Genomic DNA, 25256 nt, shown 5'->3' with positions numbered 1-25256 from the left:
ATGTTAAAACATGAAATGAATATTGCCGACTACGATGCAGATTTATGGCAGGCAATGACTGGCGAAGTTCAACGCCAAGAAGAGCATATTGAACTCATCGCTTCAGAAAACTACACCAGTCCGCGTGTACTTGAAGCACAGGGCTCGCAACTGACGAACAAATATGCCGAAGGTTACCCGCACAAGCGTTATTATGGCGGTTGTGAATACGTCGACGCAGTGGAAGATTTAGCCATTGAGCGTGCGAAAAAATTGTTTGGCGCGAAGTACGCGAACGTACAGCCGCACGCTGGTTCACAAGCAAACTCAGCGGTATTTTTAGCATTATTGAATGCAGGCGATACTGTTCTTGGTATGAGCTTGGCCCACGGTGGTCACTTGACCCACGGCTCACATGTCAACTTCTCAGGTAAATTGTATAACGCCGTGCAGTATGGTTTGGACGAAGCGACCGGTGAAATCAACTACGCGGAAGTGCGCGAGCTAGCACTTGAGCACAAACCAAAAATGATTGTTGCGGGCTTCTCTGCTTATTCCGGTGTTGTCGATTGGGCAAAATTCCGTGAAATTGCCGATGAAGTTGGTGCTTATTTGTTAGTCGATATGGCACACGTTGCTGGCTTAGTGGCAGCTGGCTTATATCCAAACCCAGTGCCATTTGCTGACGTGGTCACTACCACCACGCACAAAACCTTAGCTGGCCCACGTAGCGGATTGATTTTGTCGGGTAAAGACGATGAAGAGCTGCATAAGAAATTAAACAGTGGCGTATTTCCTGGTAGTCAAGGCGGTCCGTTGTGTCATGTCATCGCGGCTAAAGCTGTGGCATTTAAGGAAGCGATGGAGCCAGAGTTTAAAGCGTACCAGCAACAAGTGTTGGACAACGCAAACACGATGGTTAAAGTGATGCAATCGCGTGGCTACAAGATTGTTTCAGGCGGTACCAAGAACCACTTGTTCTTAGTCGACCTGATTGATAAAGATATTACTGGTAAAGATGCGGATGCTGCGCTTGGCCGCGCTTATATCACCGTGAATAAGAACTCGGTTCCGAATGATCCGCGCTCACCGTTTGTTACCTCTGGTTTGCGCCTCGGTACGCCAGCAATTACTCGTCGCGGCTTCAAGCAAGCCGAAGCAGAGCAAGTAGCAAACTGGATTTGTGACGTACTTGATAACATCAATGACGAAAGCGTAATTGAGCAAGTTCGTGAGCAAGTGAAAGTATTGTGTAAACAGTTTCCTGTTTATAATTAAATGAATTAAGGAACGAGCGTATGCATTGTCCTTTTTGTGGCACGCAAGATACCAAAGTGATTGATTCGCGCTTGGTGGCAGACGGCGCTTCCGTGCGCCGCCGCCGTGAGTGCACAGAGTGCAAAGAGCGCTTTACGACGTTTGAAACGGCAGAGCTAATCATGCCGCGCGTAATTAAATCAGACGGTACTCGTGAGCCATTTAACGAGGACAAGCTACGTAATGGTTTACTACGAGCGTTGGAAAAACGCCCAGTAAGCTTGGAAGCCATGGAGCAGGCGATTCAAAATGTGAAATCGTCTCTGCGTGCTACCGGAGAGCGCGAAATCACGAGCCAAGTCATCGGTGGACTCGTGATGGAAAATCTAAAAGCACTCGATAAGGTTGCGTATATTCGTTTTGCTTCGGTTTATCGTGCATTTGACGATATTCGTGAGTTTGGCGAGGAGATAGCACGGCTCAATGACTGATCCACAGGCTTGTCACCAACGTTTTATGCAACGCGCCCTTGAGCTTGCCGCTCAGGGGCGTTTTTCAACGGCGCCCAACCCAATGGTTGGTTGTGTCGTGGTTGCTGATGGCAAGATTGTGGGCGAAGGCTGGCATCAGCGAGCGGGTGAACCCCACGCTGAGGTATTTGCACTTCGTGAAGCGGGAGCGTTGGCTAAAGGGTCGACTGTCTATGTGACACTCGAGCCGTGTAGCCACTTTGGTCGCACGCCACCATGTGCCGATGCATTGATTAAGGCTAATGTAGCGACCGTGGTGGTGGCGATGAAAGATCCGAACCCGCTGGTTAGCGGCGAGGGTATTGAACGCCTGCGTACGAATGGCATTGAAGTGCTGGTTGGTATTCTTGAACAGCAAGCGTTGGCGCTTAACAACGGCTTCGTGGCACGAATGCAACGCAAGCGGCCGTGGCTACGCGTGAAAATGGCGGCAAGCCTCGATGGTCGTACGGCATTATCAAATGGTGAAAGTCAGTGGATAAGCGGCACGGATTCACGTCGTGATGTGCACCGTTGGCGCGCTCAAAGTAGTGCCATTTTGAGTACTGCAAAAACAGTGTTGGCGGATAACGCGATTTTAACCGCTCGTCATCCGCAAGCTGAACGACAACCGACACGTGTAATTATTGATTCGCAGGGGTTGTTAACGGGGCAAGAGGCCATATTTAAAGAGCCGTTCCCAATTATTCTGGTTCATGCACCCGACACGCCCGCGACGGCAGTCGAACGCGATTGGCCCGCGCATGTTGAATGCATAATCGTTGCTCGCACAAATATGCAGCACGTCGATTTAACGCAATTGATGCATGAACTGGCGGAGAAGCAAATCAACTCGGTTTGGACCGAATGCGGTGCACAGCTGGCCGGCGCGTTATTAACCGCTGAATTAGTTGATGAATTGGTGCTTTATCTGGCACCAAAATTAATTGGCCATAGTGGCCACGGATTATTGAATTTGCCGGCATTTGCTCATATGAGTCAGGTGCCAGAACTAACTTTAAAAGATGTTCGTCAGGTTGCGGATGATATTCGAATTATCGCCGTTCCGCGCCGGGTGAGAGGAGACTTAACGTCGTGACTCGTTTAAACAGTGCTGCAGAAATCATTGAAGATATTCGTCAAGGCAAAATGGTGATCTTGATGGATGATGAAGATCGCGAGAATGAAGGCGATCTGATTCTTGCTGCCGAATGTGTCACACCGGCAGCAATTAATTTCATGGCGCGCTATGGACGCGGTCTGATTTGTCTCACTCTAACCGAAGAGCGTTGCAAGCAATTACGCTTACCGTTGATGGTTGATCAAAACAACTCACCCTATGCCACAAATTTTACAGTTTCTATTGAAGCCGCCGAGGGCGTTACCACTGGAATTTCAGCGGCCGATAGAGCGCGTACGGTGCAAGCTGCGGTGGCAAAAGATGCGCAACCAGCCGATTTAGTAATGCCTGGCCACATATTTCCATTGAAAGCGAAGTCGGGTGGGGTATTGAACCGTGCCGGTCATACTGAGGCGGGCTGTGATCTTGCGCGTTTAGCGGGATTCGAACCAGCGGCTGTTATTGTCGAAATTCTCAATGAAGATGGCACCATGGCACGTCGTCCTGATCTCGAGAAGTTCGCTGCCGAACATGATTTGAAAATTGGTACGATTGCCGATTTAATTGAATACCGCTCGCTTAAAGAGAAAACCGTCGAGCGCAAAGCGCATTGCAAGTTACCAACCGCATACGGTGAGTTTGAGCTTATTACCTATCAAGATACTATTGATAAGCAAGTACATTATGCGCTAGTACATGGTGCGATTGATCCTGATAAACCGGTGAATGTTCGTGTTCATTTACAAGATACCTTTAATGATCTGTTTGCTACACAACGCGCTGCGAAGCGCAGCTGGCCATTAGGGCACGCAATGGAATACATCGGTCAAAATGACGGTGTTTTAGTAGTGATTGGTCGTCAACAGAGTCCACAACATATTTTAGAGCAGGTGATGAGCTTTGCCGCAGAAGATCGCGGCGAAGCGAAACCAACTGCAGCCGCTTCAAATGCCTCGCGTAACGTTGGTATCGGTTCGCAAATTTTGGCTGACTTAGGTGTTCATCATATGCACCTCATGAGTTCACCGAAACGCTACTCGGCGCTTTCAGGATTCGGGCTTGAGGTTGTCGATTTTATCGAAGATGAACAAGCTGGCGGTAACGAATAATTACACCGAGAGTTCTAGAACGCGGCGCCACAGAGCTTCATTCGCTGGCGCTTCGGTTCCAGCGGCAGTGCTTTGGCGAGCGATGAAACCATTCAAATAGTCAATTTCGGTGCGGCGTTGCTGGCGTACATCCATGAGCATGGAGGAGTAGTTGTTCGCGGTATTTTTAATCACGCGTTTAGCACTTTCAACTAAATTATCAGCGTTTAATTGAATACCTTGATGTTCCGCTAACCAACAAATCTCTTCGGCAACTTGATGTTGTTGGTCGGCAATGTTGTGCTGTATTAGTTCGCCATTGCGGCAATTATGAATGACTGTGAACGGATTGATTAAACAGTTAATGGCAAGTTTATACCAACGACGTTGATTGATGGCGGGACTCCAGTTCAGAAGCGGTAAAGCATTATTCAAAACGCTAAATAGCTCAGCGGGTCGACTACTTGAAGCATGTTCCACACGTGCCCAACCGAGCCAACTTTCTCCAAGTCCGGCATGAACCACTTCGTTGCCATTCTTGTATGCCCCGTGTGTTGTCACCCAATGCAAAGCGCTCGCCGGCATAATGCTATTCTCGTTCTCTAGCATGCCGTTGTAGCTCAAGATAACGGACGAGCCCTCTGGCAATGGAGCCTGCTTTAATTCATCTAGAAAATGAGCGACGTCGTAGGCTTTGATCGCTGCAAAAATTTGGGTGGGTTGCTCAATCGGAAACTGTTGTACACCAAACTCGAGATTATGCGCTGCATGAATAATTTCAATCGTATTTGGTGCTGCAGTCACGCGAGGTTTTATCGAGACATGTTCGCCAATGCGACGCAAGTTCACAGCCATTAAACTACCAACAGCGCCTGTTCCCACAACTAACCAGTGCATTTATTCGAGCTCCCGATGATAATTATGTTCTAAGCGCATGAGTGATTTCCGAAGCGCGAATAAAATAAACAGACTTGGCAGAACCATAACCGCCGTAAGAATAAAGAATAACTGCCAGTTTCCGTCTAGCCAGTTGACAACGTATCCACTGTACGATGAGAGCAGGGTACGCCCCAAATTACCAAGCGACGCAAATAAAGCATATTGGGTGGCGGTAAAAGCACGATTCGCCAACAAGCTAATAAAAGCGACAAATGCGACGGTAGACCACGCCGCCGTAAAACCATCAATTATCACCGCGGCAAGGAACAAGTTCGTATTGGGGCCAACGCCGGCAATCCAAGCGAACATCAAATTCGATGCGGCCATCGCGATACCACCAAGCATGAGTCCTCGAACGATCCCTAAACGCAAGTTTACGAAACTGCCGAGAATGGCGAAAATGATAGTGACCCACCAGTTAACCATCTTTGAATACACCGCAATGTCGTCGTTGCTAAAGCCGACTTCTTTGTAAAAGACAATCGACATACGGCCAAGAAAAGCTTCGCCAATTTTAAACAGAAAAATAAATGACAGCATACCAACTGCGAGTTGCCAGCCATTTCGTTTAAAAAATTCAGTGATGGGGTCAACCAGCGTATTACGTAACCAATCGAGCCAATGATTAAAAGTTGGTATTGCGGGGCGATAACGAATCGATTCTCTTACGGCTATAACAAAAAGTAGCTGAACAACTATCACAAAGCACAATACAAAATAGGCATCTTCCCAGAATAGACTGGTACCATCGACAAGGAAAAAAGGAATAGCGCCAAGCCCACTGTAGCCACTCCACCAGCCTGCTGTAGCCATCGCCGCACCGGCTGATTGCAGACGAGCTTCATGCGGACCGAAGGTCTCGATGCGAAATGCATCAATGGCAATATCTTGCGTAGCTGAAAATATTGCGATGATTAGTGCCGCAAACGCAACCCACCATAAGTGCTCAACAACATTAATTTGCGTGAGAACGATAGTAGCCAGCAAGATGCCACTTAGGCACAGAATTATCCACGCGCGGCGTTGCCCGAACCAGCGATTCAATAGAGGTATTTTGACGCGATCGATCAGTGGTGACCATAACGCGTTGATAGAGTAGGCGACGAACACGACACCAAATAAACCGATAGCAGAACGATCAACACCGACTTCCTGTAACCAAGCTGACAACATGGAGCCAATCAGCACCCACGGAAAGCCACTGATTACGCCAAAGCCAAAGATTACCCAAACTCGGGGCTCACGATATACCGCGAGATCTGCGTACCAAGGTGCTGAATTTGAATAACTCACTGCTGAGGTACAACTTCAATCTTTTTCAATACTGGCGGCTGCTTCGGCACGTTTGGCCAACCCGTTTGCTCGTGATAAAACTCAGTTTCGACGCTTGCGAGTTTGTCGAGAACGTCTTCGCCAGAAACAACCCATCCGAACACCGCGTAGCCCCACCCTTTGCTTGACGGGTTTAATGATTCGTTATCGTTCATGTTGAAATAAAACTGTCGTGTCGCCGAATGCGGATCGGATGTGCGCGCCATTGCTATGGTGCCGTAGTTATTGAGTTTACCGTTACCTGATTCATTGAAAATAGGATCAAACATGGTTTTAGCTTCGAAGTTTTCATCATAGCCGCCGCCTTGCACAACGAACCCCGGAATAATGCGGTGGAATATGGTGTTGTTATAACTGCCTGCTTGTACGTACATCAAAAAGTTTTCTACTGTGATGGGCGCTTTAGCACGATCAAGCTCGACGACAATATCACCCTCAGTGGTAATGAATTTCACTTTGGGAAACAAGTTATCAGGTTGAATTTGTTCTGCAGAACTCATACTGCTGAAGAATATGACGACGGTTAAAAGCAGATAACGCATAATCATCCTCGTGCTTGAAAAATAACGAATTTACTGTTTTGTGCAATTTGGTGCACCGACTTAAATAAACGTTTCAACGGTTGATAATACGGTAGATGACGATTCGCCACTACCCATAACTCGCCATTTTTACGTAAAACTCGCCGACTATCTCTGAACATTTGTCGTGCGATATGCTCAGTAACTGCGTGTTCTTGATGAAACGGCGGATTACAGAGAATTAAGTCGGCGCTCTCGCTTGCCCTGTGAGCCAAGCAATCATCAACGTGGGAGTCATATTGCGATAATTGAGATGCCGGCAAGTTGCTGACAATATTGCGATGAGTGGATGCAATAGCTAAATAGGATTCATCGACAAAGGTGACCTCACTATTCGGAGATAACCGCGCATAGTACAACCCGAGTACTCCATTTCCGCAGCCTAAATCGATGACTTGTTCCGCCCCTGTGGGTGGCATGTTATCAAGCATAAAGCGGGCGCCAATATCGAGCTGATTGCGCGCAAATACACCGGCATGATGGTGCAGCGTCAGGTTAAATTCAGGCACTTCCCAGGAGCTCATGAAACGCGCCTGATCAAGCGCAATTGAGCGGGTTATCGCGCGAATGGTGCGACATTTTCTACGAATGAGCGAAACCTCGATCGTTTCACAGTATTGCGCAAATAAGTCACGTACTGCCGGAGTGAGAAGCTTACTTTTTGCCGCCGCAAAAATTGGTGTGCCAGCAGGCAGCTCTGCCGCAAGCTTCGCTAACTGGAATTCTAATAAACTCAGGCTCTTCGGAATTTTTAAATACACGACATCGCGATCATCAGGGAGCGACTCAAGCGGCGCAAGCGCTGTTAACGTATCGGGTAACTGATTCAGCTCAAGATTGTGTCGCCATCCACAATGGCTAACATACGAGTCGCTTTGGCTTGCAACATCAAGCCCTGCAAATGGCATCAGAAGCGCGCCCCATTGATCATTAATTAATAATGGCCGTTGATCGTCACGTTCAACAATTAATTCGTGCAGTAATTCATCCGCAGCTTCCCATGCTTGCAAGGTGTCATGGGAACGGACTGGATAGCGCTGAAGTTGCCATGTGCCAGCGGCACTTGTTAGTAAGGTCATAAGCTCTTAATTCGTTAATCGTTATTCGTTATTCGTTACTCGTACGCTTCGCTGTTCGTCCGCTTCGCTATTCGAACAGCGCGAAGCGCGCACGAACAGTGAACGAAGTGAACGGACGAGTAACGAATAACGCCGTTATCAATGGTCGGACATTTCACTCGGTAACATTCGTGCTATGATAGCGAAAAACGACAGATGACTATATAGGTTTTAACTCGTGAAAAAATACGCAGAAATTACCGGTTGGGGAAAATGTTTGCCGCCAGCTGTGATGACCAATGATGATTTGGCGACATTTTTAGATACCTCAGATGAATGGATTCGCACACGTACCGGTATCGAAGAGCGCCGAGTAAGTGCTGTTGGTACTTCAAAAATGGCGACCGTGGCAGCGCGAAATGCGCTTGCGGCTGCAGGCTTAGATGCCGAAGAGCTTGATCTGATTTTGGTTGGTACTTGTACACCAGATGAAATTATTCCGAACGTCGCTTCAGCGGTGCAACGTGACTTAGGTAACAAAACTGCTGCCGCGTTTGATTTAAACGCCGCATGCAGTAGCTTTCTATACGGTATGCATTACGCGACACAAGCAATTCGAACTGGTGCGCATAAAAAGGTGTTAATTATTGGTGCCGAGCGTCTAACGCGAATATTAGATTGGACGAAACGGGAAAGCGCCGTACTGTTTGGTGATGGTGCAGGTGCCATGATTCTGGAAGCGAGTGATGTCGAAAGCGGTTTATTAGCCTCGCATGTCACCTGTGATGCCGATGCACGCGATGTACTAGCGCTCGAGTTTGGTATGAGTTTTGACCGATTTGGTTTTGACGGCATCATGCCGTTTAACTTCATCGGCCAAGAGATTTTCAAAAGAGCGGTAAAAGGCATGAACACCGCTGTCGAGAAAGTTTTTGCAGAAACCGGCTTGACCACTGATGACATTGACTCACTTATTCCGCACCAAGCGAATAAGCGCTTGATCGATTATCTGGCGAAAATGTGCAAAGTACCGGAAGAGAAAACTGTCATTAACATTCAAAAATATGGCAACACGTCGTCAGCAACATTACCAATTGCGTTCTGTGAAGCGGTAGAGCAGGGGATTGTGAAGCCGGGCGATACGATTGTCTCTGCGGTATTTGGTGGTGGTTTAACCTGTGGCGCGGGAATTATTAAGTGGGGTCAACGGGTAACGCCTATTCGCGATAACAATGAAACGCTGCCAAGCAACGGCAAAACAGCACTCGACTTAATCTTACCGTTGTACGAAGGCACCAAAGCTGCTTGGGAAAAACGTGGCGATGAGTAATTTCGTTAAAGAGGAAGTTCGGCATAACGTACTTTGGTTGACGCTGGCGCGTCCAGAAAAAAAGAATGCGTTAACACAGGACATGTATACGGCGTTAAGTTCAGCTCTGCAGGCTGCTGACCGTGATAGTAAAATTGCGGCTGTTGTGTTGACCGGCGAGGGCGACAGCTTTACCGCTGGTAATGACCTAAATGACTTCTTGGCGATTGAAGATTTAGACGATAGCGCGCCGCCATTTGAGTTTCTCTACACCTTAAGTCGACTCAGCGTGCCGTTAGTAGCTGGCGTTAATGGCTTGGCAATTGGCATTGGTACAACCATATTGCTACATTGCGATTTAGTCTATGCCAGTAACGATGCTGTATTCGCGTTGCCATTTATTAACCTAGGTTTAGTCCCAGAAGCAGCATCAAGCTTATTGCTGCCGCAGCAATGTGGTCACTTAAAGGCCTCAGAGTTGCTGTTGCTTGGTGATAATTTTGATGCGCACGCTGCATTAAGCTATGGATTAGTGAACAAAGTCGTTGCGCCAGATGAGCTACAAGATACGCTTGAACAGGTAGCTTCTGCGTTAGCCAACAAGCCACATGGTGGCTTACGCGCCGCGAAAAAGTTAATTAAACAACCCGCTGAACCGGTTGCAGATAGAATTGAGCGTGAAGCAAAGATATTTGCTCGTGCTCTTAGCTCTGAAGCCGCTCGCCAAGCGATTAAAGACCGCCTAAATAAGAAGAAATAGTCAAAAGTGCTTAATTTCTCAGCAGTCAGCTGTACTTGCCTTGCGAGTGCACTGGCTTTGAGGGATAATGCCCGCCGTTATGGTGACCTCATTGGTCCCCCCGCAACACGAACTGGCGAACCCGGTCAGGCCCGGAAGGGAGCAGCCGTAGTCAGGGATGTGGGTGCCGGGGTGCTGGCTGGTGAGGTCGCCACCCAATCTTCGAAGATCAAGAGCGATATTAGCTATTTGATATTGGATATTAGACCAGTTAAAACTTGTGTTTCTAATATCTAATATCCAGTATCTAATATCGCTTTTGCTTTTATAACGAGGATGACATGCCGAAGAATGTGAAGCCGGTTTATTACGGCGACTACCTGCAACTTGATAAACTCCTAGATTCGCAACAACCACACAGCAAACAGTATGGGCCTGAAGCGCATGATGAGATGCTATTTATTATTGTGCACCAGGTGTATGAGCTTTGGTTTAAGCAAGTTCTGCATGAACTGCGTGCTATTTATAAAGAGTTTCGTGCCGAGCAACTTGATGATCGAGCGTTACAATTGGTTGCCCATCGCCTGCGCCGCGTGCTGACGATTCAAGACTTGATGAATGATCAAGTTGGCGTTATCGAAACGATGACGCCACAGGAATTTTTAGAGTTTCGCGATTATTTGGTTCCAGCCTCCGGTTTTCAAAGCATTCAATTCAAAGAGCTTGAGATAATATTGGGATTAACGCGTGATACGCGTATCGCTTTTGATCAGCAATCGTTCTACAACCGCCTCAGTGAGGAACATCGGGTCTACTTAGAGGAATTAGAAACGCACCCGAGTCTATTTGATTGTGTTGATCAATGGTTAGCTCGAATGCCGTTTTTACAGTTTGACGATTTTAGTTTTTGGGATGTTTATCAGCAGGCTGTGCAAAATTCACTGGATCGAGATGAAGAAATTATTCGCCAGAATGCCGCTGACGACGGTCAATTAGAAACAGAATTGGCGAGTTTACAGCTGAATCGGGACAACTTTTCGGCGTTATTTGATAACGAACGTTATAAATCGTTACAGGAAGATAACCGAGTGCGCTTATCGCAGCGGGCAATGTTGAGCGCGTTATTTATTACACAATATCGCGAAGAACCGGCATTTCATCTTGCTCATCAAGTGATTACGTCATTAGCCGAGATGGATGAGAAGCTTACAATTTGGCGTTATAAACATGCAATGATGGTGCAACGCATGCTCGGCACGAAAATCGGAACTGGTGGTTCGTCGGGGCATGATTATTTGCGCCGCACTACCGAGCAAAATAGAGTCTTTAAAGACTTTTTTGCGATGGCGACTTACTTACTACCGAAAAGCGCATTACCGGAGCTTCCAAGCGCGGTTCGGCAGGCGCTTGGGTTCTATTTTCGACACGACGATTAAGTTACCTACCTTGCTCTGCCCACCGAACTGCTTGATGCAACGCGCCTAATTGGTGCGCAATACGTTCAGACAACCACTGGCTTCGGCTGGTGGTTGTTGCGTTAACGAGGCTAATAAGGTTTTGCCGAAGCTCCCGAATATAGTCGAGTGGCTGGTTGGCATCCTGGCTGAACAGCTGGGCATCAAACCAATCTGTAAAATTATCTTCATGGATATTCAAGCGCGTAATGCGTTGTTCTAAGGTATCGATTTCTTGCTCTAATCGACTTCGAAGTGTCATAGAAATTACTGTTTGGTTCGACATACAAAGCCTATTTTTTACTAAAAATTGAATAAAAGGCGTTTATGTGAGTCTAACCCAAGTGGACGGCTTTCAAAAATGAAAGATTTTGTGGTCAAAAGGATGCGGGTAATTATGCAATTAAACACCGCTTTTATTCACAACTGTTAAGATGCTGTAAACGAGATTTTATCTATATTTAGTGTGAATTTTAGCTTATATCCGTTGTTGACATCGTCGCGTCGATCGTGGGAGTATTGATGCATTATTACCGTAGGCTTTCTATCGGTAATAGCTGCAAGTGTTGATTAAACTCTTTTCGTCACTCAAATAACTGGGAGGCTGACGGCATTAGGTCGTTGAGCTTAAAGTTAAGTCAAATTGGTTGGGAACTATGACCAAAGTAATCAATAAAAGCAAAGTTGCTGCAGCCCTAATCGGGATGTTCGCAATTGCAGGTAGCGCTAGCGCAGCTGCCCAAGACATTTCTACGTTGCAAAACGAAGAAGCAAAAACACACACTGCTGACAAACGGTCTCAGCAAAAAATCGATTCTTTGTTCGAACAGAGCCAAGAGTTGTTGTATGAGTACCGTGCCGTTGTAGACGAATACGAAAATCTAAAAGTCTACAATGATCACGTTCAGCGTCTCGTTGATGATCAAAATGCATCACTGGCTTCTCTACAGCGCCAGATCGACGGCATCGAAGCAACCAAGCAAGGTGTGGTTCCATTGATGTACAACATGATCGACGCTTTGGAGCAGTTTGTGGAGCTGGATCTTCCAATTCACAAAGAGCGCCGTTTGGACCGTGTTGAGCGTTTACGCGAAATCATGGGTGCTTCAAACGTAACGACTTCTGAGCAATTCCGTCAGATCACTGAAGCTTATCAAGCTGAAATGGACTACGGTGCTGGTCTTATCGCCTACGAAGGCAAGTTGCAGTTCGAAGGTGAAGAAATCTCTGTTGACTTCTTCCACTTAGGACGTGCTGCTTTGATGGCTCAATCTTTGGACCTGAAAAACGGTTGGATTTACAACAAAGAATCGGGCGAGTGGGAAGCTCTAGATGACGCTTACCTTAGCTCATTGACCAAAGCGATTCGTATGGCGCGGAAGCAAACCGCACCTGATCTGATTAAACTGCCTATCTATGCAGCGGAGCGTGCAGAATGAACAAACTAGTGAAATCTTTGCTGGTCGCAGCAGCATTCTCATTATCAGCTGGCGCGAGCTCTGCTTACGCGCAAGATGAAGCGAAATCACTAGATCAATTACTTGAATTAGTGAAAGAAAACCGTGCTGCGTCACAACGCATTAATGCGCAACGTGAAGCCGAGTTCACCTCAGAGCGTGCTGACAAGCAAGCTTTGTTGAACGACGCAAAACGTCAATTAGCTAATGAAAAATCTCGAGGCGAACGTCTCCAAGCTGAATTTGCTGAGAACGAAATCTCACTTGCAAACAAAGAACAGGAGTTGCAAAACGCTCTTGGTACTTTGGGTGAAATCGTTGGTGTTGCACGTGGTGCAGCAGGCGACACGATTGGTCGTATCGCGACTTCAATCGTTAGCGCTCAGTATCCAGGTCGTGAAGACGTGCTGGAAACTATCGCTGAAGCAAAAGAAGTTCCTACTATTGCCGAGCTTGAAGAACTTTGGTTAGCATGGTTAACCGAAATGAAGGAATCTGGCAAAGTTGTAACTTTCAACAGCGATGTAACTTTGCTTGACGGTTCAACTGAAAACCGCGATGTGACTCGTATCGGTGTATTCAACCTGATTTCAAATGGTGAATATTTCAACTACAACGATAGCTCTGAAGAGATCCAGCCACTGGGTCGTCAACCAGAAGGCTTTGTGTTGTCATCAGTTGAAGCATTTGAAAGTACAGAGTCTGGTTACGAAGGTTTGTACATTGACCCAGCTCGCGGTCAAATTTTGAACCTTGCAACTCAAAAAGCAACACTTGAAGAGCGCTATCATCAAGGTGGCACAGTTGGTTACGTGATCACTGTTGCGCTTATTGTTGGTTTCTTAATCGCAATCTACAAGTTTGTAACGCTAGGTTTAGAAAGTGCGAAGATGCGTGCACAGTTGAAAAATACTGCGAATCCATCTGACAAAAACGCACTTGGCCGTATCTTGAAAGTGTATCAAGAGAACAAAACCGCTGATACTGAGAACCTTGAATTGAAACTTGACGAAGCAATCTTGCGTGAAACACCACGCATTGATGCCGGCGTTAACATCATCAAGATTTTAGCAGCTATCGCGCCATTGTTAGGTCTCTTGGGTACAGTTGTTGGTATGATCGGTACCTTCCAATCAATTACCTTGTTTGGTACTGGTGATCCGAAAATCATGGCAGGCGATATCTCAATGGCGTTGGTTACCACCGCATTGGGTCTGATTGCTGCATTGCCACTGATTCTTGTGCACGCGATTGTGGCAGGACGCGCGAAGTCTATTGTTCATGTATTAGATGAACAGGCTGCAGGTATCGTCGCCGCGCACGCGGAGAAGAAGGAGTAATCCTATGGTCTACCTGGTGGAGCTCTGGGAATCTATCAGGGATTTTCTGGGTACCGGTGGCGACGTCTTGTACGTCGTCATGGGGGCGCTCTTTCTCATGTGGGTTCTCATGATTGAGCGTTATTGGTTCCTAACCGGTGTGTTCCCTAAGCTGAAGAAGCAAATCATCAGCAATTGGGACGCTCGGCAAGATACCACCTCATGGTACGCTCACAAAATCCGTGATGCATGGATTTCTGAAGCCAACGAAAAACTAAATGCGCGTATTTTGTTGATCAAAACCTGCGTAGCGATTTGTCCTCTAATCGGACTACTAGGTACCGTAACGGGTATGATTGCAGTATTTGAAATCATGGCTGTCCAAGGTACTGGTAACCCACGCTTAATGGCATCGGGTATTTCGATGGCGACTATCCCGACAATGGCGGGCATGGTTGCAGCATTGTCAGGTATGTTCTTCGCCTCTCGCCTAGAATCTCGGGTGCGTCGAGCGAAAGAAAAATTGGTCGACAGTTTGCCACATCATTAAGAGAGAAGAATTATGGCACGTAAACGTTTTCGTGAAGAGGAAGATGCAGCGATCGATATGACGCCGATGCTCGACATCGTATTCATCATGTTGATCTTCTTCATCGTAACCACCTCTTTCGTAAAAGAAGCTGGTATTGACGTGAACAAGCCAGAAGCAAGTCAGGCAGAGAAGAAACCTTCTGCCAACATCTTTATCGCGATTCGTGCGAATGGCGAGGTATGGATGGACAAGCGTATGGTTGATGTAGAGCGTGTAGGCGCGAACATCGAACGTCTATTGGCAGAACAGCCAACTGATATCGTAGTGATTCAGGCGGACGAAGAAGCCAAACATGGTGTTGTCGTTAAAGTCATGGATCAAATTAAGGAAGCGGGTATTGACAAGATATCCATAGCCGCAGAGGACGATTAATATGGTGCGCTTTATAGTATCAATACTATTAGGTGCTGCAGCTACGTTCCTTCTGTTCGCTTTCATGGCTTTTTTGATTAGCGGCGGTGAGGGACGTAACGAAGGTCCACCACCGACTGCACCGATCGAACTTGTAACAACGCCACCGGATTCGGATGTGGATCAGCGTCGCCGTACGCCACCACCGCCTCCGCCTCCACCGGAGCAACCGCCTGAGACACCGCCAAACGAGCCTGATACCTCAGACTCAGATGGCATGAATCTCGACCTTGGTTTTGACGTAGATGTTGGTGGTACCGATACAGGGTTAAACGCTGGTGGTTTAGCAGTTCGTGATGGTGAAGCAACGCCTATCGTACGTATTAACCCGCGATATCCGCCGGCCGCAGCACGTGATGGTATTGAGGGTTGGGTGCAGTTGCGCTTTACAATCGACGAAACTGGTGGTGTAACTGATGTTGAGGTAATCAACTCAGAACCACGCCGTGTATTTGACCAGGAAGCTCGTCGTGCGTTATTGCGTTGGAAATACAAGCCGAAGGTTGTTGACGGTAAAGCCGTTCGTCAGCCAGGTCAGACTGTACAGCTCGACTTCTCGCTGGATCAGGAGTAATAGATGATGCACAAAAAACTCACAATATTAATTAGTGCGAGTGTATTGTGTACTGTGATGGCAGTCGCTTCAGCGCCTGCCGCCTCACAAGAAATCAATTACAACTTGCCATCGGCTGAACAAGTCGAAGCTGCTAAACAGAGTCGCCGTAACCAAACTGTAAGCGAGCGCGTGGGTCGTCGTTTGATGACTGCGTTAGATTTGTATACTGAAGAAGAAGACACGAAGGGTGCTATCGATATCTTGGTTGAAATCAATCCAAGTAGTGAATTCGATAAAGCTTACGTGAATCGTTTTCTAGGTAACCTCTATGCAGCAGACGGTCAGGAAGAAAAAGCGTTTGATATGGTTAAACGCGCAGCTGATGCTGATATCTTGGGTCATGCCGACCAAGCATTGGTGCTGAAGCTTTCTGCCGACTTAGCGTTGCAGCTTGAAGAATACCGTACGGCGTTAACGTATTACGGTAAATGGTTACAGTTTACTGGTGAAGCTGATCCAGATGTGTTTTTGCGAATTGCTAACGCGTATTACGAGTTGAAGCAATTTGATAAAATTGTTCGTCCAGCTGATTTAGCGATTGAAGCGTTTGAATCAGAAGGCGAAGTAAACAAAAACCCATATGTATTGAAAGTTGCAGCCTTCTACGAAACAGAGCAGTACAAAGAAGCGATTAAAGTACTTGAAGTCGGTTTGAATAAACTGCCTACCGAAAAGGTATGGTGGAGTCAGTTAGGCATGCTTTATATGCTGACTGAGAACATCGACAAAGCGTTACAAACGTTAGAGATTGCGTATTTAGCGGGCTACATGGATAAAGAAAGCCAAATTAAGGCAATGATCCAGTTGTACGCGAACTCGCAAATTCCATACAAAGCAGCGACTCTTATGGTTAAGCATCTTGATGCTGGCGATATTGAGAAAACTGCGCGTAACTATCAAAGTGCGGCAAGTAGCTTTGAACAAGCTCGTGAATATGTTCGTGCAGCTGAAATGTACGGTCTGTCGGCGAATTTGCAAGAATCTCAATCTGAAAAAGCTGAGTTCTTCCGTCGCCAAGGCAACGCGTACCTTCGTGGTGAAGAGTACATGAAAGCGGCTGACGCTTACATGAAAGCTTTAGACCAAGGTATTGCTGAGCCAGGTCGCGTATATATGTCATTAACAGAAGCATATTTCTATGAAAATAACTTCCGTGAGGCATTAAAATACGTACAAGAAGCCAAAAAGCATCGCGATCAGCGTCGCAATGCGACGAGCTGGGAACAGTATATTCGTCAAAAAGCTTCAAACCGTGGCGTTTCACTGTAAGCTGAATACAGTACACTGTTAAAAATAAAGTAAAACCCCGCTGTCTAGCGGGGTTTTTTGTTTGTTCTGAACTATTGTTATAGAATATATTTCGAATTAAAAAAAGTGCTAGTCTATTGATCTAGAACAACACAAGAGGAACTACCAATGAAAGCGATGAAAAAGTCAGTTTCGGTAGCCGTAGGTGCATTATTAGTCGGTGCAGCCGGTGTAACAGCGTCAGCAAATCCATTTGGTTTTACCGAGTTACCAGGTGGCTATCAGCAAGAGCAACAACAGCAACAAGAAATGCGTTGTGGTGGTAAGAAAGATGCCAAGAAAGCCAAAGAAGGGAAGTGTGGCGAAGGTAAATGTGGTGAAGGTAAGTGTGGTGGTGATAAAGCCAAAGAACACGCCGAAAAACACAAAGAAGGTAAATGTGGCGAAGGGAAGTGCGGCGAAGGCAAATGCGGTGGCGATAAAGCCATGGAAAAAATGGATGACAAAGCCAAAGAACGCATGAATGAAAAAGCCAAAGAAGGCAAATGTGGTGAAGGTAAATGCGGCGAAGGGAAGTGCGGCGCCTAGTTGGATTAGGATTACGACGGGAGTTCTTGTCTGACGTTTTGCAGAAGAATCCCGTCGTTGATTTTTGGGAGATAGCTCCAGAAAACTGGATTGAACGTGGCTATGAAGCGACGTACCAGCTTGATCTGCTACGTGAAAGATATCCTCTATTTTGTCATGGCCTTTCGTTATCGATTGGTAGCCCTGATCCACTCGATGAAGCTTTTATTTTAAAGGTTAAAGATTTTCTAGAGCGCTTTAACATTGAGCGATATAGCGAACATTTAAGCTATTGTTCGGCGGGTGGCCATCTTTATGATCTTTTACCTATCCCATTTAGCGAAGAAGCTGCAGAATATGTGGCACAGCGAGTTAAGCGCGTGCAGGAGCTAATTGAGAGACCGCTCATATTAGAAAATGTATCATATTACTTGCCTGCTGCGACTGAACTGAGCGAACTTGAGTTTATAAATCAGGTTTTAACAACATCAAATTGTGAGTTGCTACTTGATGTGAATAATGTATTCGTCAATAGCGTCAATCACGGTTACGATCCTGTCGCCTTTATCAAAGGCCTCCCCTCAGAAAAAGTTAATTATGGCCATATTGCAGGTCATTTCGAAGAAGCCGAAGACCTATTAATTGATACGCATGGCGCTCCGATTCGGCCGGAAGTCTTTGATTTGTTGGAAGTAAGCTACCAGCATCATGGCCCGTTCCCAGTGCTACTTGAGCGAGATTTTAATATTCCACCGTTGGCTGAGTTGCTTGATGAAATGCAGGCCGTGAAAAAAGTAACCCAACAAACAGAATTTGTATGAGTGAGTTTCGACGGATTCAGGAGCAATGGTCACGATGGTTACGTGATCCTTTTCAGGCAGAACCACCACAAGGTGAGGCTCGCCGATTGAAAGTATATCAACGCTTGGTTCATAACAATATTGAGAGTTTTATAACTCGCGGCTTTCCAGTTTTATTTAGTACGTTTACAAATGAACAAGAGCGAGAGATTCTTCAATCTTTTATCGCTCAACATCATTCTAAATCACCATTATTTTCCGAAATCGGTGCAGAATTCACCGAATTTTTGGCAATTTATGAAGCCTCGTGGTTACCAGAATGGAGTTACCAACTTGCTTTGTACGAGCGTATGGAACTTGAAGTATATCACTATGATTCAGCATGTTTTCAGCCGCCCCTAAACGTCGCATTAGACGCATCAAGTTGGCAAGTTAATCCGTCGTTACAGTGGCATGCATTCGACTACCCAGTACATACTATTCAACCTGATGTTACACCAAATGAACCGCTCAATCAGCCATGCTACTTAGCCGTTTATCGGGTTGATCAGATGCAGAACGGAAATTTGGAATCTAACGTCAAATTTCTGCAACTCAATGCGGTTACAATGTTGTTTGTGGATTACTTATTGCAGTGTTCTTCGAGCACCTTGGCGGAAGCCGCCGACTATTTATCGAGTCAGCTGCCACAGTTTACAAAGGAACAACTATATCAAGGCTTACTCGCAACGGTTCCTGAACTCTATCAAAGAGCCATGTTGTTCCCAAGCAGCAATTAAAGTATGATCCGCACCGCAAATTTTAGTCAGTGAGGATGTATTTTATGGCGCATAATGAAAACTTCCGAGATGAATCGGGCGTAAAAATGGGCTGGCTTGCAGTAATTGTATTTCTTGCAGTACCAGTGTTACCGGCGGTTTTGTCCTGGTATAAGTTCTTTTCAGCGTAAGCTGTTAACTTAAATAGGCATATTATGTCACTTCAATTATTGCTGGTTGAGGATAAACCAGCGACACGGGAGCAATTGCTACAGATTATTGAGCAAAGCCCGTTTACGGTAAGCTGTGCCAATGATGGCCTCGACGGCTTAAACCGTTCTAAAAGTCAGCATTTTGATGTGGTGTTGGTGGATCACAAGATGCCATTAATGGACGGCTTGGCGCTCATAAAAAATCTGCGTCAGTCGAAACACTACCAACAGACGCCAATTATTTTGATGACCACACAAGACGCTGCGCAAGTTCAACCGCTGGCAGACAAAGCCGGTGCTAACTTGTGCTTGCCAAAACCTGTCGAAGCGCAACGCTTATTGGGGTTACTCAATGATCTTGCTGCGACAACAGGTAATCCGCAACAAACAACTGCCTGAGATAATCAATGCAGATAGAAAGCTATATTCGAGCCATTCCGGACTACCCCAAGCCCGGCATATTATTTCGTGATATCACACCGTTACTTGCTGATGGTGAGGCATTTCGACAAACCATTAATGTTCTTGCAGATCGTTATCGTGAACTAGGCGTTACCAAAATTGTTGGCATTGAAGCACGTGGTTTTATTTTTGCTACGGCGTTAGCGTACGCGATGGGGATTGGCTTTGTGCCGTTGCGCAAGCCGGGCAAGTTACCACGCAAAACCGTGTCACAAACTTATGCGCTTGAATACGGTGAAGACAAATTAGAGCTTCACGCAGACGACATTACCGCCGCTGATAAGGTGGTTGTGGTTGATGATTTACTGGCTACTGGCGGCACTATTTTAGCCGCGGTAGAAATGCTTAAAAAGCAGCAAGCGACCATTGTAGAATGCGCGTTTATAATCACGCTTGCAGATCTACCAGGTGCTCAGCGGTTACAACAAGCCAAGATTCCATACTATACCCTGTGCTCATTTTAAGGTAAGTTAGCTACTTATCTGAAGCGACAGATTGAGAAGATATTGGCCATGAGCTATCAAGTTCTCGCACGTAAGTGGCGACCCCGAAATTTTGGCGAAGTAGTTGGGCAACAACATGTGTTGAAGCCGCTATTCAATGCCTTACAAACAGGTCGATTGCATCATGCCTGGTTACTCACCGGTACTCGAGGTGTTGGTAAAACAACCATTGCTCGAATACTTGCAAAAAGCCTCAATTGCGAGCAAGGAATCACCGCGGAACCGTGCGGTCAATGCAGTGCCTGCACGGCTATCGATCAGGGACGCTTTGTTGATCTTCTAGAAATCGATGCCGCTTCACGAACCAAAGTTGAAGATACGCGCGAATTACTCGATAACGTGCAGTACGCACCAACGCAAGGTCGCTTTAAGGTCTATCTGATAGACGAAGTGCACATGTTATCGCGCCACAGCTTCAATGCCTTGTTAAAAACGCTTGAAGAGCCGCCTGAGCACGTTAAATTTTTATTAGCGACAACTGACCCGCAAAAACTGCCTATTACGGTGCTATCGCGCTGTTTGCAGTTCAATTTGAAAGCGTTGTCGCGCGATGAAATTGCCAACCACTTAATGCAGGTACTCAAATCCGAGAATATCGCTTTTGAGGAGCCGGCAATACAGGCGTTGGCGCGAGCAGCGCAAGGCAGTATGCGTGATGCTTTAAGTTTAACGGACCAAGCCATAGCGCAAGGCGACCATGCGGTAAGCATGCATGGCGTGCAACAAATGCTTGGCAGTGTTCCGAGTTTCCAATTAATTACCCTGATGCAAAATGTGTTGAGCGGTGATGCGGAAACAATGCTTAGTACGCTAGAGCAAGTTGCGGGACAAGTACCTGACCTCAGTGGATTATTGCCAGAGCTGCAAAACCTTATTCACCAGATGGCATTGTACAAAGCGGTGCCAGAAACCGCCCATGCCACCGGTTTAGAGCCAGCTGGGCAGCATTTAGCACAGCAGTTACCAGCTGAGTTATTACAGGTGTTCTACGACATATTGGTTCAAGGTCGTCGTGATTTGAATTATGCGAGTGATGTTCGTAGTGGTGTCGAAATGACGTTGCTGCGCTTAATGGCATTTCGGCCAGAATATCTTGAGGTAGTAGAAACGCCGGCGGAGATAGTCACCAAGGTAAAGCCGGTCACGGCAACAGCACCGCCGCCATCGGCCTTGACTGATGATATGCCAGCAGAGCCGGTGCATCAGATAGATGATTCGAATCATCAGGATACGGCAAATTATGATGCGGTTGCTGATGAACCGGAATCAGAAGGGACGCAAGAGCCCACCCCGCAAAGTGATTTACAGGCGCTGTTAGCAACACGTAGCGCATTGGCGCAAAAAAAAAATCGTGAAGTAACACCACCGAGTGACACTGCCAACGAGCCTGCTCAGAAACAATCTGCAGTTGAACAAGCTGACACCAAGTTGAATCAACAGACTGAGCATGAACCGCCTCAAGAGCAGCTTCAAGAAGCTGCTCGACCAGCGACTCAACCAGTGGAAGACAAGCCTGTTGAGATGCCTGAGATTGATGCGCAAATCACCGATAGCACGCAACGGGCCGCAGAAATTGATCGCTGGTCAGCGATGATCGATGCGCTTGATTTGCATGGTTTAACGCGGCAGTTGGCGCGTAACAGCGTGTTGCAAAAAGAGCACGATCAATACGTTTTAATGGTGAGAAAAAACTGGGCCTACCTGTTGAATGATGGGGCCGTCGTCACCATTAAAGAAGCAATGGCGACACAATTTGATATGACGTTGCGTGATATATTGGTAGGCGATAGCGAGGCAGCGACGCCGGTTGAAATTCAGCAGCGCATTAATGCGCATCGATTGAGTGTAGCGCAGCAAACATTAGCGTCGGACTCAATTGCTCAGCAACTCGAAACTGAATTTGGAGCCCAGCTACAAGCTGATTCCGTCAAACCAGATTAATGATAGAAAACAGAGGTATTTATGTTTAAAGGTGGTGGTTTAGGCAACATGATGAAGCAGGCGCAGCAAATGCAGGAGCGTATGCAAAAGGCGCAGGCTGAAATCGCAAACCTTGAAGTAACGGGCGAAGCCGGTGCTGGTATGGTTAAAGTGACGATGTTAGGTAACCATAATGTTCGTCGCGTAAGCATTGACCCAAGCTTGTTTGAAGATGATGACAGCGAGATGATTGAAGATCTTGTTGCTGCGGCAATTAATGATGCGGTGCGTCGCGTTGAGCAAACCAGCAAGGAAAAAATGGCCGAAGTCACTGGCGGTATGAACTTACCACCAGGCTTTAAAATGCCTTTCTAAATACGGGTGAAGCATGCGTCTTAGTCCGGCAATACAAGAGCTCGTGCAAGCGTTACGGTTATTACCAGGTGTTGGCCCGAAGAGTGCGCAGCGCATGACGTTTCACTTGTTAGAGCGGCAGCGAGAGGGTGCCTTACGCTTAGCGCAGGCATTAACGGAAGCCGTTGAGAAAGTGGGGCATTGTAATCAATGCCGCACGCTTACCGAAGAACAGATGTGTGCTATTTGCGCCAATACCAAGCGTCGTGAAAGCGGTTTGCTGTGTATTGTCGAGACACCTGCGGACGTTTTAGCTATAGAGCAGACCGGTCAGTATCAAGGCTGTTATTTTGTGCTTATGGGGCATTTGTCACCGTTGGATGGCATTGGCCCCGAAGATATCGGTTTGGATGTATTAGCAAAACGGTTGCAACAAGAAGCGATTGAAGAAATTATTTTAGCGACCAATCCAACGGTTGAAGGCGAGGCCACTGCCCACTTTATCGCCGATTTAGCGCGTTCTCGGAATATTCGAACTTCGCGCATTGCACATGGTGTGCCAGTGGGGGGCGAACTTGAATATGTTGATCAAGCGACATTGGGGCATGCCTTTAGTGGTCGTAAGGTTATCGATCACAACTAACGTTAATAAATTACTGAAAATGGCGCTTGAAAAGCGAAGCGCCATCCCCATCTTTCACCTATACCCATCTAATCATTGTTGATTAATCGAAAGATAGTGTAGGAGAAATCACTATGGCGGAGACCCGTCAAGCAGAAACCCACGGTTTTCAAACCGAAGTGAAGCAATTGCTTCATTTAATGATTCATTCCCTTTATTCAAATAAAGAAATCTTTCTGCGCGAGCTCGTATCGAATGCATCGGATGCTGCCGATAAGCTACGTTTTAAAGCGTTAAGCGATAGTAGCTTACTCGCTGATGATGCTGAGTTGTTCGTACGTGTTAGTGCTGACAAAGATGCCGGTACCATTACCATCAGTGATAACGGTATTGGCATGACGCGCGATGAAGTGATGACGAACTTAGGTACTATCGCAAAATCGGGTACCGCCGACTTCTTTAGCCAATTGTCTGGTGATCAAGCAAAAGATAGTCGTTTAATTGGTCAGTTTGGCGTTGGCTTCTATTCAGCATTTATTGTTGCTGATAGTGTAACCGTTCGTACCCGTGCCGCAGGCTCTGATACCGCCGTTGAGTGGTTCTCGCGTGGGGAAGGCGAATATGAGCTACGTGATATCGAAAAAGCAAAACGCGGTACCGATATTATCTTGCATTTGCGCGACGATGCGCATGAGTATCTCGATGAGTGGCGCCTGAAGAGTATCATTACAAAATACTCTGACCATTTAAGCATTCCTGTGCAAATGCCGAAACGTGATGACGACGACAAACAAGATGGCTGGGAAGCGGTTAACTCCGGTCAAGCGCTGTGGACTCGTGAAAAATCGGAAATATCGGATGACGAGTACAAGGAATTCTACAAAACCATAGCCCACGATTTTGATGAGCCTTTGTTGTGGAGCCACAATAAGGTTGAAGGTACTTCAGAATATACAAGTCTACTTTACATTCCGAAACGCGCCCCGTGGGATTTATGGAACCGTGAAAACCAGCATGGTATTAAGTTGTATGTAAAACGCGTATTCATTATGGATGACGCCAAGCAATTAATGCCTACGTATCTGCGCTTTGTACGCGGTCTGATGGATTCATCTGATCTGCCATTGAACGTTTCGCGTGAAATTTTGCAGGACAACAAAATTACTCGCTCAATGCGCAATGGTAGTACTAAGAAAATCTTAAGTATGCTGAGCAAGCTCGCTAAAGATGACGCAGAGAAGTACCAAGAGTTTTGGAACACTTTTGGCGCGGTATTGAAAGAAGGTCCAGCGGAAGATCATGGCAATCAAGAAACTATTGCAAGCTTGCTGCGTTTTGCCTCAACACATGAGGATACCAGTGAAGCCAAGGTGAGTTTGGATGCCTATATAGAGCGCATGCCGGAAAAGCAGGAGAAGATTTACTACATTGTGGCCGATAGCTATGAAGCAGCGCGTGATAACCCAGCGTTAGAGATTTTCCGCAAAAAGGGCATTGAAGTATTGCTGTTATCAGAGCGCATCGATGAGTGGTTGATGAGCCATTTGACTGAGTACAAGGAAAAATCATTCCAGTCAGTAACTCGTGGTGACCTTGATCTTGGCGAACTTGATGATGCCGAAACGAAGAAGCAACACGAAGCTTCTGAAAAAGCCTTTAAGAAACAATTGAAGCGCTTTGAGAAAGCCTTAGGCGAAAATGTAAAATCGGTACGTGTAACGCATCGTTTGACTGACTCGCCGGCATGTATCGTTACGGATGATAATGATATGAGTACGCAAATGGCGAAGTTAATGGAAGCGGCCGGTCAAAAAGTACCAGAAACCAAGTATATTTTTGAAATTAACCCGGAACATACCTTGGTTCAGCGTATTGTCGCTTTGGATGATGACAGTCGCTTCAGCGAGTGGGCTCACGTATTGCTTGATCAAGCAACACTTGCCGAGCGGGGAAGCTTGAAAGATCCGGCTAAATTTGTTGCTCGCATGAACAAGTTGATGCTCGATTTAACGCAAGCATAAGCAAGTAAGCGGCAAAGTTGCGGAAAATT

Annotated in this window: 28 protein-coding genes and 1 other RNA gene; 24 read left to right on the top strand and 5 right to left on the bottom strand. The window is 46.5% G+C overall.

Translation table 11 applies throughout. The annotated features are described in order from the left end of the window. The 4 genes from glyA to ribBA are packed head-to-tail and all read left to right on the top strand — an operon-like array spanning position 1 to position 3974. Positions 1-1257: a serine hydroxymethyltransferase gene (glyA, locus tag LG272_RS09555; RefSeq protein ID WP_404408211.1), complete on the top strand. Its 1257-nt coding sequence runs from the start codon at positions 1-3 to the stop codon at positions 1255-1257. Between the two features lie 20 nt (positions 1258-1277). Beyond that, positions 1278-1727 carry a transcriptional regulator NrdR gene (gene nrdR / locus LG272_RS09550; RefSeq protein WP_092855582.1) on the top strand — a complete coding sequence of 150 codons (450 nt, stop codon included), beginning with the start codon at positions 1278-1280 and terminating at the stop codon, positions 1725-1727. After that, a complete protein-coding gene (gene ribD, locus LG272_RS09545; protein ID WP_404408208.1) occupies positions 1720-2844 on the top strand; it encodes a bifunctional diaminohydroxyphosphoribosylaminopyrimidine deaminase/5-amino-6-(5-phosphoribosylamino)uracil reductase RibD in 1125 nt (374 codons plus the stop codon). The genes nrdR and ribD overlap by 8 nt, the downstream gene beginning before the upstream one ends. After that, a complete protein-coding gene (gene ribBA, locus LG272_RS09540; protein WP_404408206.1) occupies positions 2841-3974 on the top strand; it encodes a bifunctional 3,4-dihydroxy-2-butanone-4-phosphate synthase/GTP cyclohydrolase II in 1134 nt (377 codons plus the stop codon). Before ribD ends, ribBA begins: the two co-directional genes overlap by 4 nt. On the opposite strand, the gene LG272_RS09535 is transcribed toward ribBA, so the two are convergent. Genes LG272_RS09535 through LG272_RS09520 form a run of 4 tightly spaced genes read right to left on the bottom strand, consistent with a single transcriptional unit; the run spans position 3975 to position 7884 of the window. Continuing rightward, positions 3975-4850: a ketopantoate reductase family protein gene (locus tag LG272_RS09535; protein WP_404408204.1), complete on the bottom strand. Its 876-nt coding sequence runs from the start codon at positions 4848-4850 to the stop codon at positions 3975-3977. It lies immediately after the preceding gene. After that, entirely contained in the window at positions 4851-6185 is a 1335-nt protein-coding gene (locus LG272_RS09530) for an AmpG family muropeptide MFS transporter (protein ID WP_404408202.1), read from the bottom strand. Next, positions 6182-6766: a peptidylprolyl isomerase gene (locus LG272_RS09525; protein WP_126759092.1), complete on the bottom strand. Its 585-nt coding sequence runs from the start codon at positions 6764-6766 to the stop codon at positions 6182-6184. The genes LG272_RS09530 and LG272_RS09525 overlap by 4 nt, the downstream gene beginning before the upstream one ends. Positions 6767-6768: 2 nt before the next feature. After that, positions 6769-7884, bottom strand: coding sequence for a methyltransferase (locus LG272_RS09520; RefSeq protein WP_404408199.1), 1116 nt, complete (start codon positions 7882-7884; stop codon positions 6769-6771). A 217-nt stretch (positions 7885-8101) separates the two neighbouring features. Between LG272_RS09520 and LG272_RS09515 the strand changes: the two genes are divergently transcribed. The 4 genes from LG272_RS09515 to LG272_RS09500 all read left to right on the top strand — a co-directional run bounded on the left by LG272_RS09515 (position 8102) and on the right by LG272_RS09500 (position 11347). Continuing rightward, complete coding sequence (locus LG272_RS09515; RefSeq protein ID WP_126759090.1) at positions 8102-9193, top strand: ketoacyl-ACP synthase III; 1092 nt, start codon at positions 8102-8104, stop codon at positions 9191-9193. After that, entirely contained in the window at positions 9186-9932 is a 747-nt protein-coding gene (locus tag LG272_RS09510; protein WP_126759089.1) for an enoyl-CoA hydratase-related protein, read from the top strand. Before LG272_RS09515 ends, LG272_RS09510 begins: the two co-directional genes overlap by 8 nt. Before the next feature lie 89 nt (positions 9933-10021). Then, positions 10022-10119: signal recognition particle sRNA small type (gene ffs, locus LG272_RS09505), an RNA gene on the top strand. A 133-nt stretch (positions 10120-10252) separates the two neighbouring features. Beyond that, positions 10253-11347: a tryptophan 2,3-dioxygenase family protein gene (locus tag LG272_RS09500; protein ID WP_404408196.1), complete on the top strand. Its 1095-nt coding sequence runs from the start codon at positions 10253-10255 to the stop codon at positions 11345-11347. Between the two features lies 1 nt (position 11348). Here the strand turns inward: LG272_RS09500 and priC are convergent, their stop codons facing one another. Further along, the gene (gene priC / locus LG272_RS09495) at positions 11349-11627 is read right to left on the bottom strand and encodes a primosomal replication protein PriC (protein ID WP_404408194.1); all 279 of its coding nucleotides are present in this window, start codon (positions 11625-11627) and stop codon (positions 11349-11351) included. Between the two features lie 394 nt (positions 11628-12021). Here priC and LG272_RS09490 point away from each other — a divergent pair, with 394 nt between their 5' ends. The 16 genes from LG272_RS09490 (at position 12022) to htpG (ending at position 25227) form a co-directional block, all read left to right on the top strand. Continuing rightward, positions 12022-12804, top strand: a complete 783-nt coding sequence (locus tag LG272_RS09490) for a DUF3450 domain-containing protein (RefSeq protein ID WP_404408192.1) — start codon at positions 12022-12024, stop codon at positions 12802-12804. Beyond that, the gene (locus LG272_RS09485; RefSeq protein WP_404408190.1) at positions 12801-14162 is read left to right on the top strand and encodes a MotA/TolQ/ExbB proton channel family protein; all 1362 of its coding nucleotides are present in this window, start codon (positions 12801-12803) and stop codon (positions 14160-14162) included. The genes LG272_RS09490 and LG272_RS09485 overlap by 4 nt, the downstream gene beginning before the upstream one ends. A gap of 4 nt (positions 14163-14166) precedes the next feature. After that, entirely contained in the window at positions 14167-14691 is a 525-nt protein-coding gene (locus LG272_RS09480) for a MotA/TolQ/ExbB proton channel family protein (RefSeq protein WP_404408188.1), read from the top strand. Between the two features lie 12 nt (positions 14692-14703). Beyond that, positions 14704-15105, top strand: coding sequence for a biopolymer transporter ExbD (locus LG272_RS09475; protein WP_055438210.1), 402 nt, complete (start codon positions 14704-14706; stop codon positions 15103-15105). A gap of 1 nt (position 15106) precedes the next feature. Further along, on the top strand, positions 15107-15718 hold the full coding sequence (locus LG272_RS09470) for an energy transducer TonB (protein ID WP_404408185.1): 612 nt from the start codon (positions 15107-15109) through the stop codon (positions 15716-15718). A 3-nt stretch (positions 15719-15721) separates the two neighbouring features. Further along, a complete protein-coding gene (locus LG272_RS09465; RefSeq protein WP_404408183.1) occupies positions 15722-17029 on the top strand; it encodes a hypothetical protein in 1308 nt (435 codons plus the stop codon). 147 nt (positions 17030-17176) lie between these two features. Then, positions 17177-17596 (top strand): hypothetical protein, encoded by a 420-nt coding sequence (locus LG272_RS09460; RefSeq protein WP_404408181.1) that lies wholly within the window; start codon positions 17177-17179, stop codon positions 17594-17596. Further along, positions 17569-18396 carry a DUF692 domain-containing protein gene (locus LG272_RS09455; RefSeq protein WP_126759082.1) on the top strand — a complete coding sequence of 276 codons (828 nt, stop codon included), beginning with the start codon at positions 17569-17571 and terminating at the stop codon, positions 18394-18396. The genes LG272_RS09460 and LG272_RS09455 overlap by 28 nt, the downstream gene beginning before the upstream one ends. Further along, positions 18393-19154 (top strand): DUF2063 domain-containing protein, encoded by a 762-nt coding sequence (locus LG272_RS09450; RefSeq protein WP_404408178.1) that lies wholly within the window; start codon positions 18393-18395, stop codon positions 19152-19154. Before LG272_RS09455 ends, LG272_RS09450 begins: the two co-directional genes overlap by 4 nt. 44 nt (positions 19155-19198) lie before the next feature. After that, positions 19199-19324 (top strand): hypothetical protein, encoded by a 126-nt coding sequence (locus tag LG272_RS09445; protein WP_276567247.1) that lies wholly within the window; start codon positions 19199-19201, stop codon positions 19322-19324. 24 nt (positions 19325-19348) lie between these two features. Next, on the top strand, positions 19349-19744 hold the full coding sequence (locus LG272_RS09440) for a response regulator (protein WP_126759080.1): 396 nt from the start codon (positions 19349-19351) through the stop codon (positions 19742-19744). 8 nt (positions 19745-19752) lie between these two features. Beyond that, positions 19753-20271 carry an adenine phosphoribosyltransferase gene (gene apt / locus LG272_RS09435; RefSeq protein WP_404408175.1) on the top strand — a complete coding sequence of 173 codons (519 nt, stop codon included), beginning with the start codon at positions 19753-19755 and terminating at the stop codon, positions 20269-20271. 48 nt (positions 20272-20319) lie between these two features. Then, positions 20320-22251: a DNA polymerase III subunit gamma/tau gene (gene dnaX, locus LG272_RS09430; RefSeq protein ID WP_404408173.1), complete on the top strand. Its 1932-nt coding sequence runs from the start codon at positions 20320-20322 to the stop codon at positions 22249-22251. A 21-nt stretch (positions 22252-22272) separates the two neighbouring features. After that, a complete protein-coding gene (locus LG272_RS09425) occupies positions 22273-22605 on the top strand; it encodes a YbaB/EbfC family nucleoid-associated protein (RefSeq protein WP_092855538.1) in 333 nt (110 codons plus the stop codon). A 13-nt stretch (positions 22606-22618) separates the two neighbouring features. Further along, positions 22619-23227 (top strand): recombination mediator RecR, encoded by a 609-nt coding sequence (gene recR, locus LG272_RS09420; RefSeq protein ID WP_404408171.1) that lies wholly within the window; start codon positions 22619-22621, stop codon positions 23225-23227. 113 nt (positions 23228-23340) lie between these two features. Then, the gene (gene htpG / locus LG272_RS09415; protein ID WP_126759076.1) at positions 23341-25227 is read left to right on the top strand and encodes a molecular chaperone HtpG; all 1887 of its coding nucleotides are present in this window, start codon (positions 23341-23343) and stop codon (positions 25225-25227) included. The last annotated feature ends 29 nt before the right edge of the window (positions 25228-25256 follow it).

It is taken from the genome of Pseudidiomarina marina (assembly GCF_044807045.1).
Taxonomy (GTDB): Bacteria; Pseudomonadota; Gammaproteobacteria; order Enterobacterales; family Alteromonadaceae; genus Pseudidiomarina; species Pseudidiomarina marina.
Note: the sequence above shows the minus strand (reverse complement) of the source record. Positions and strands in the feature narration are given on the sequence as shown.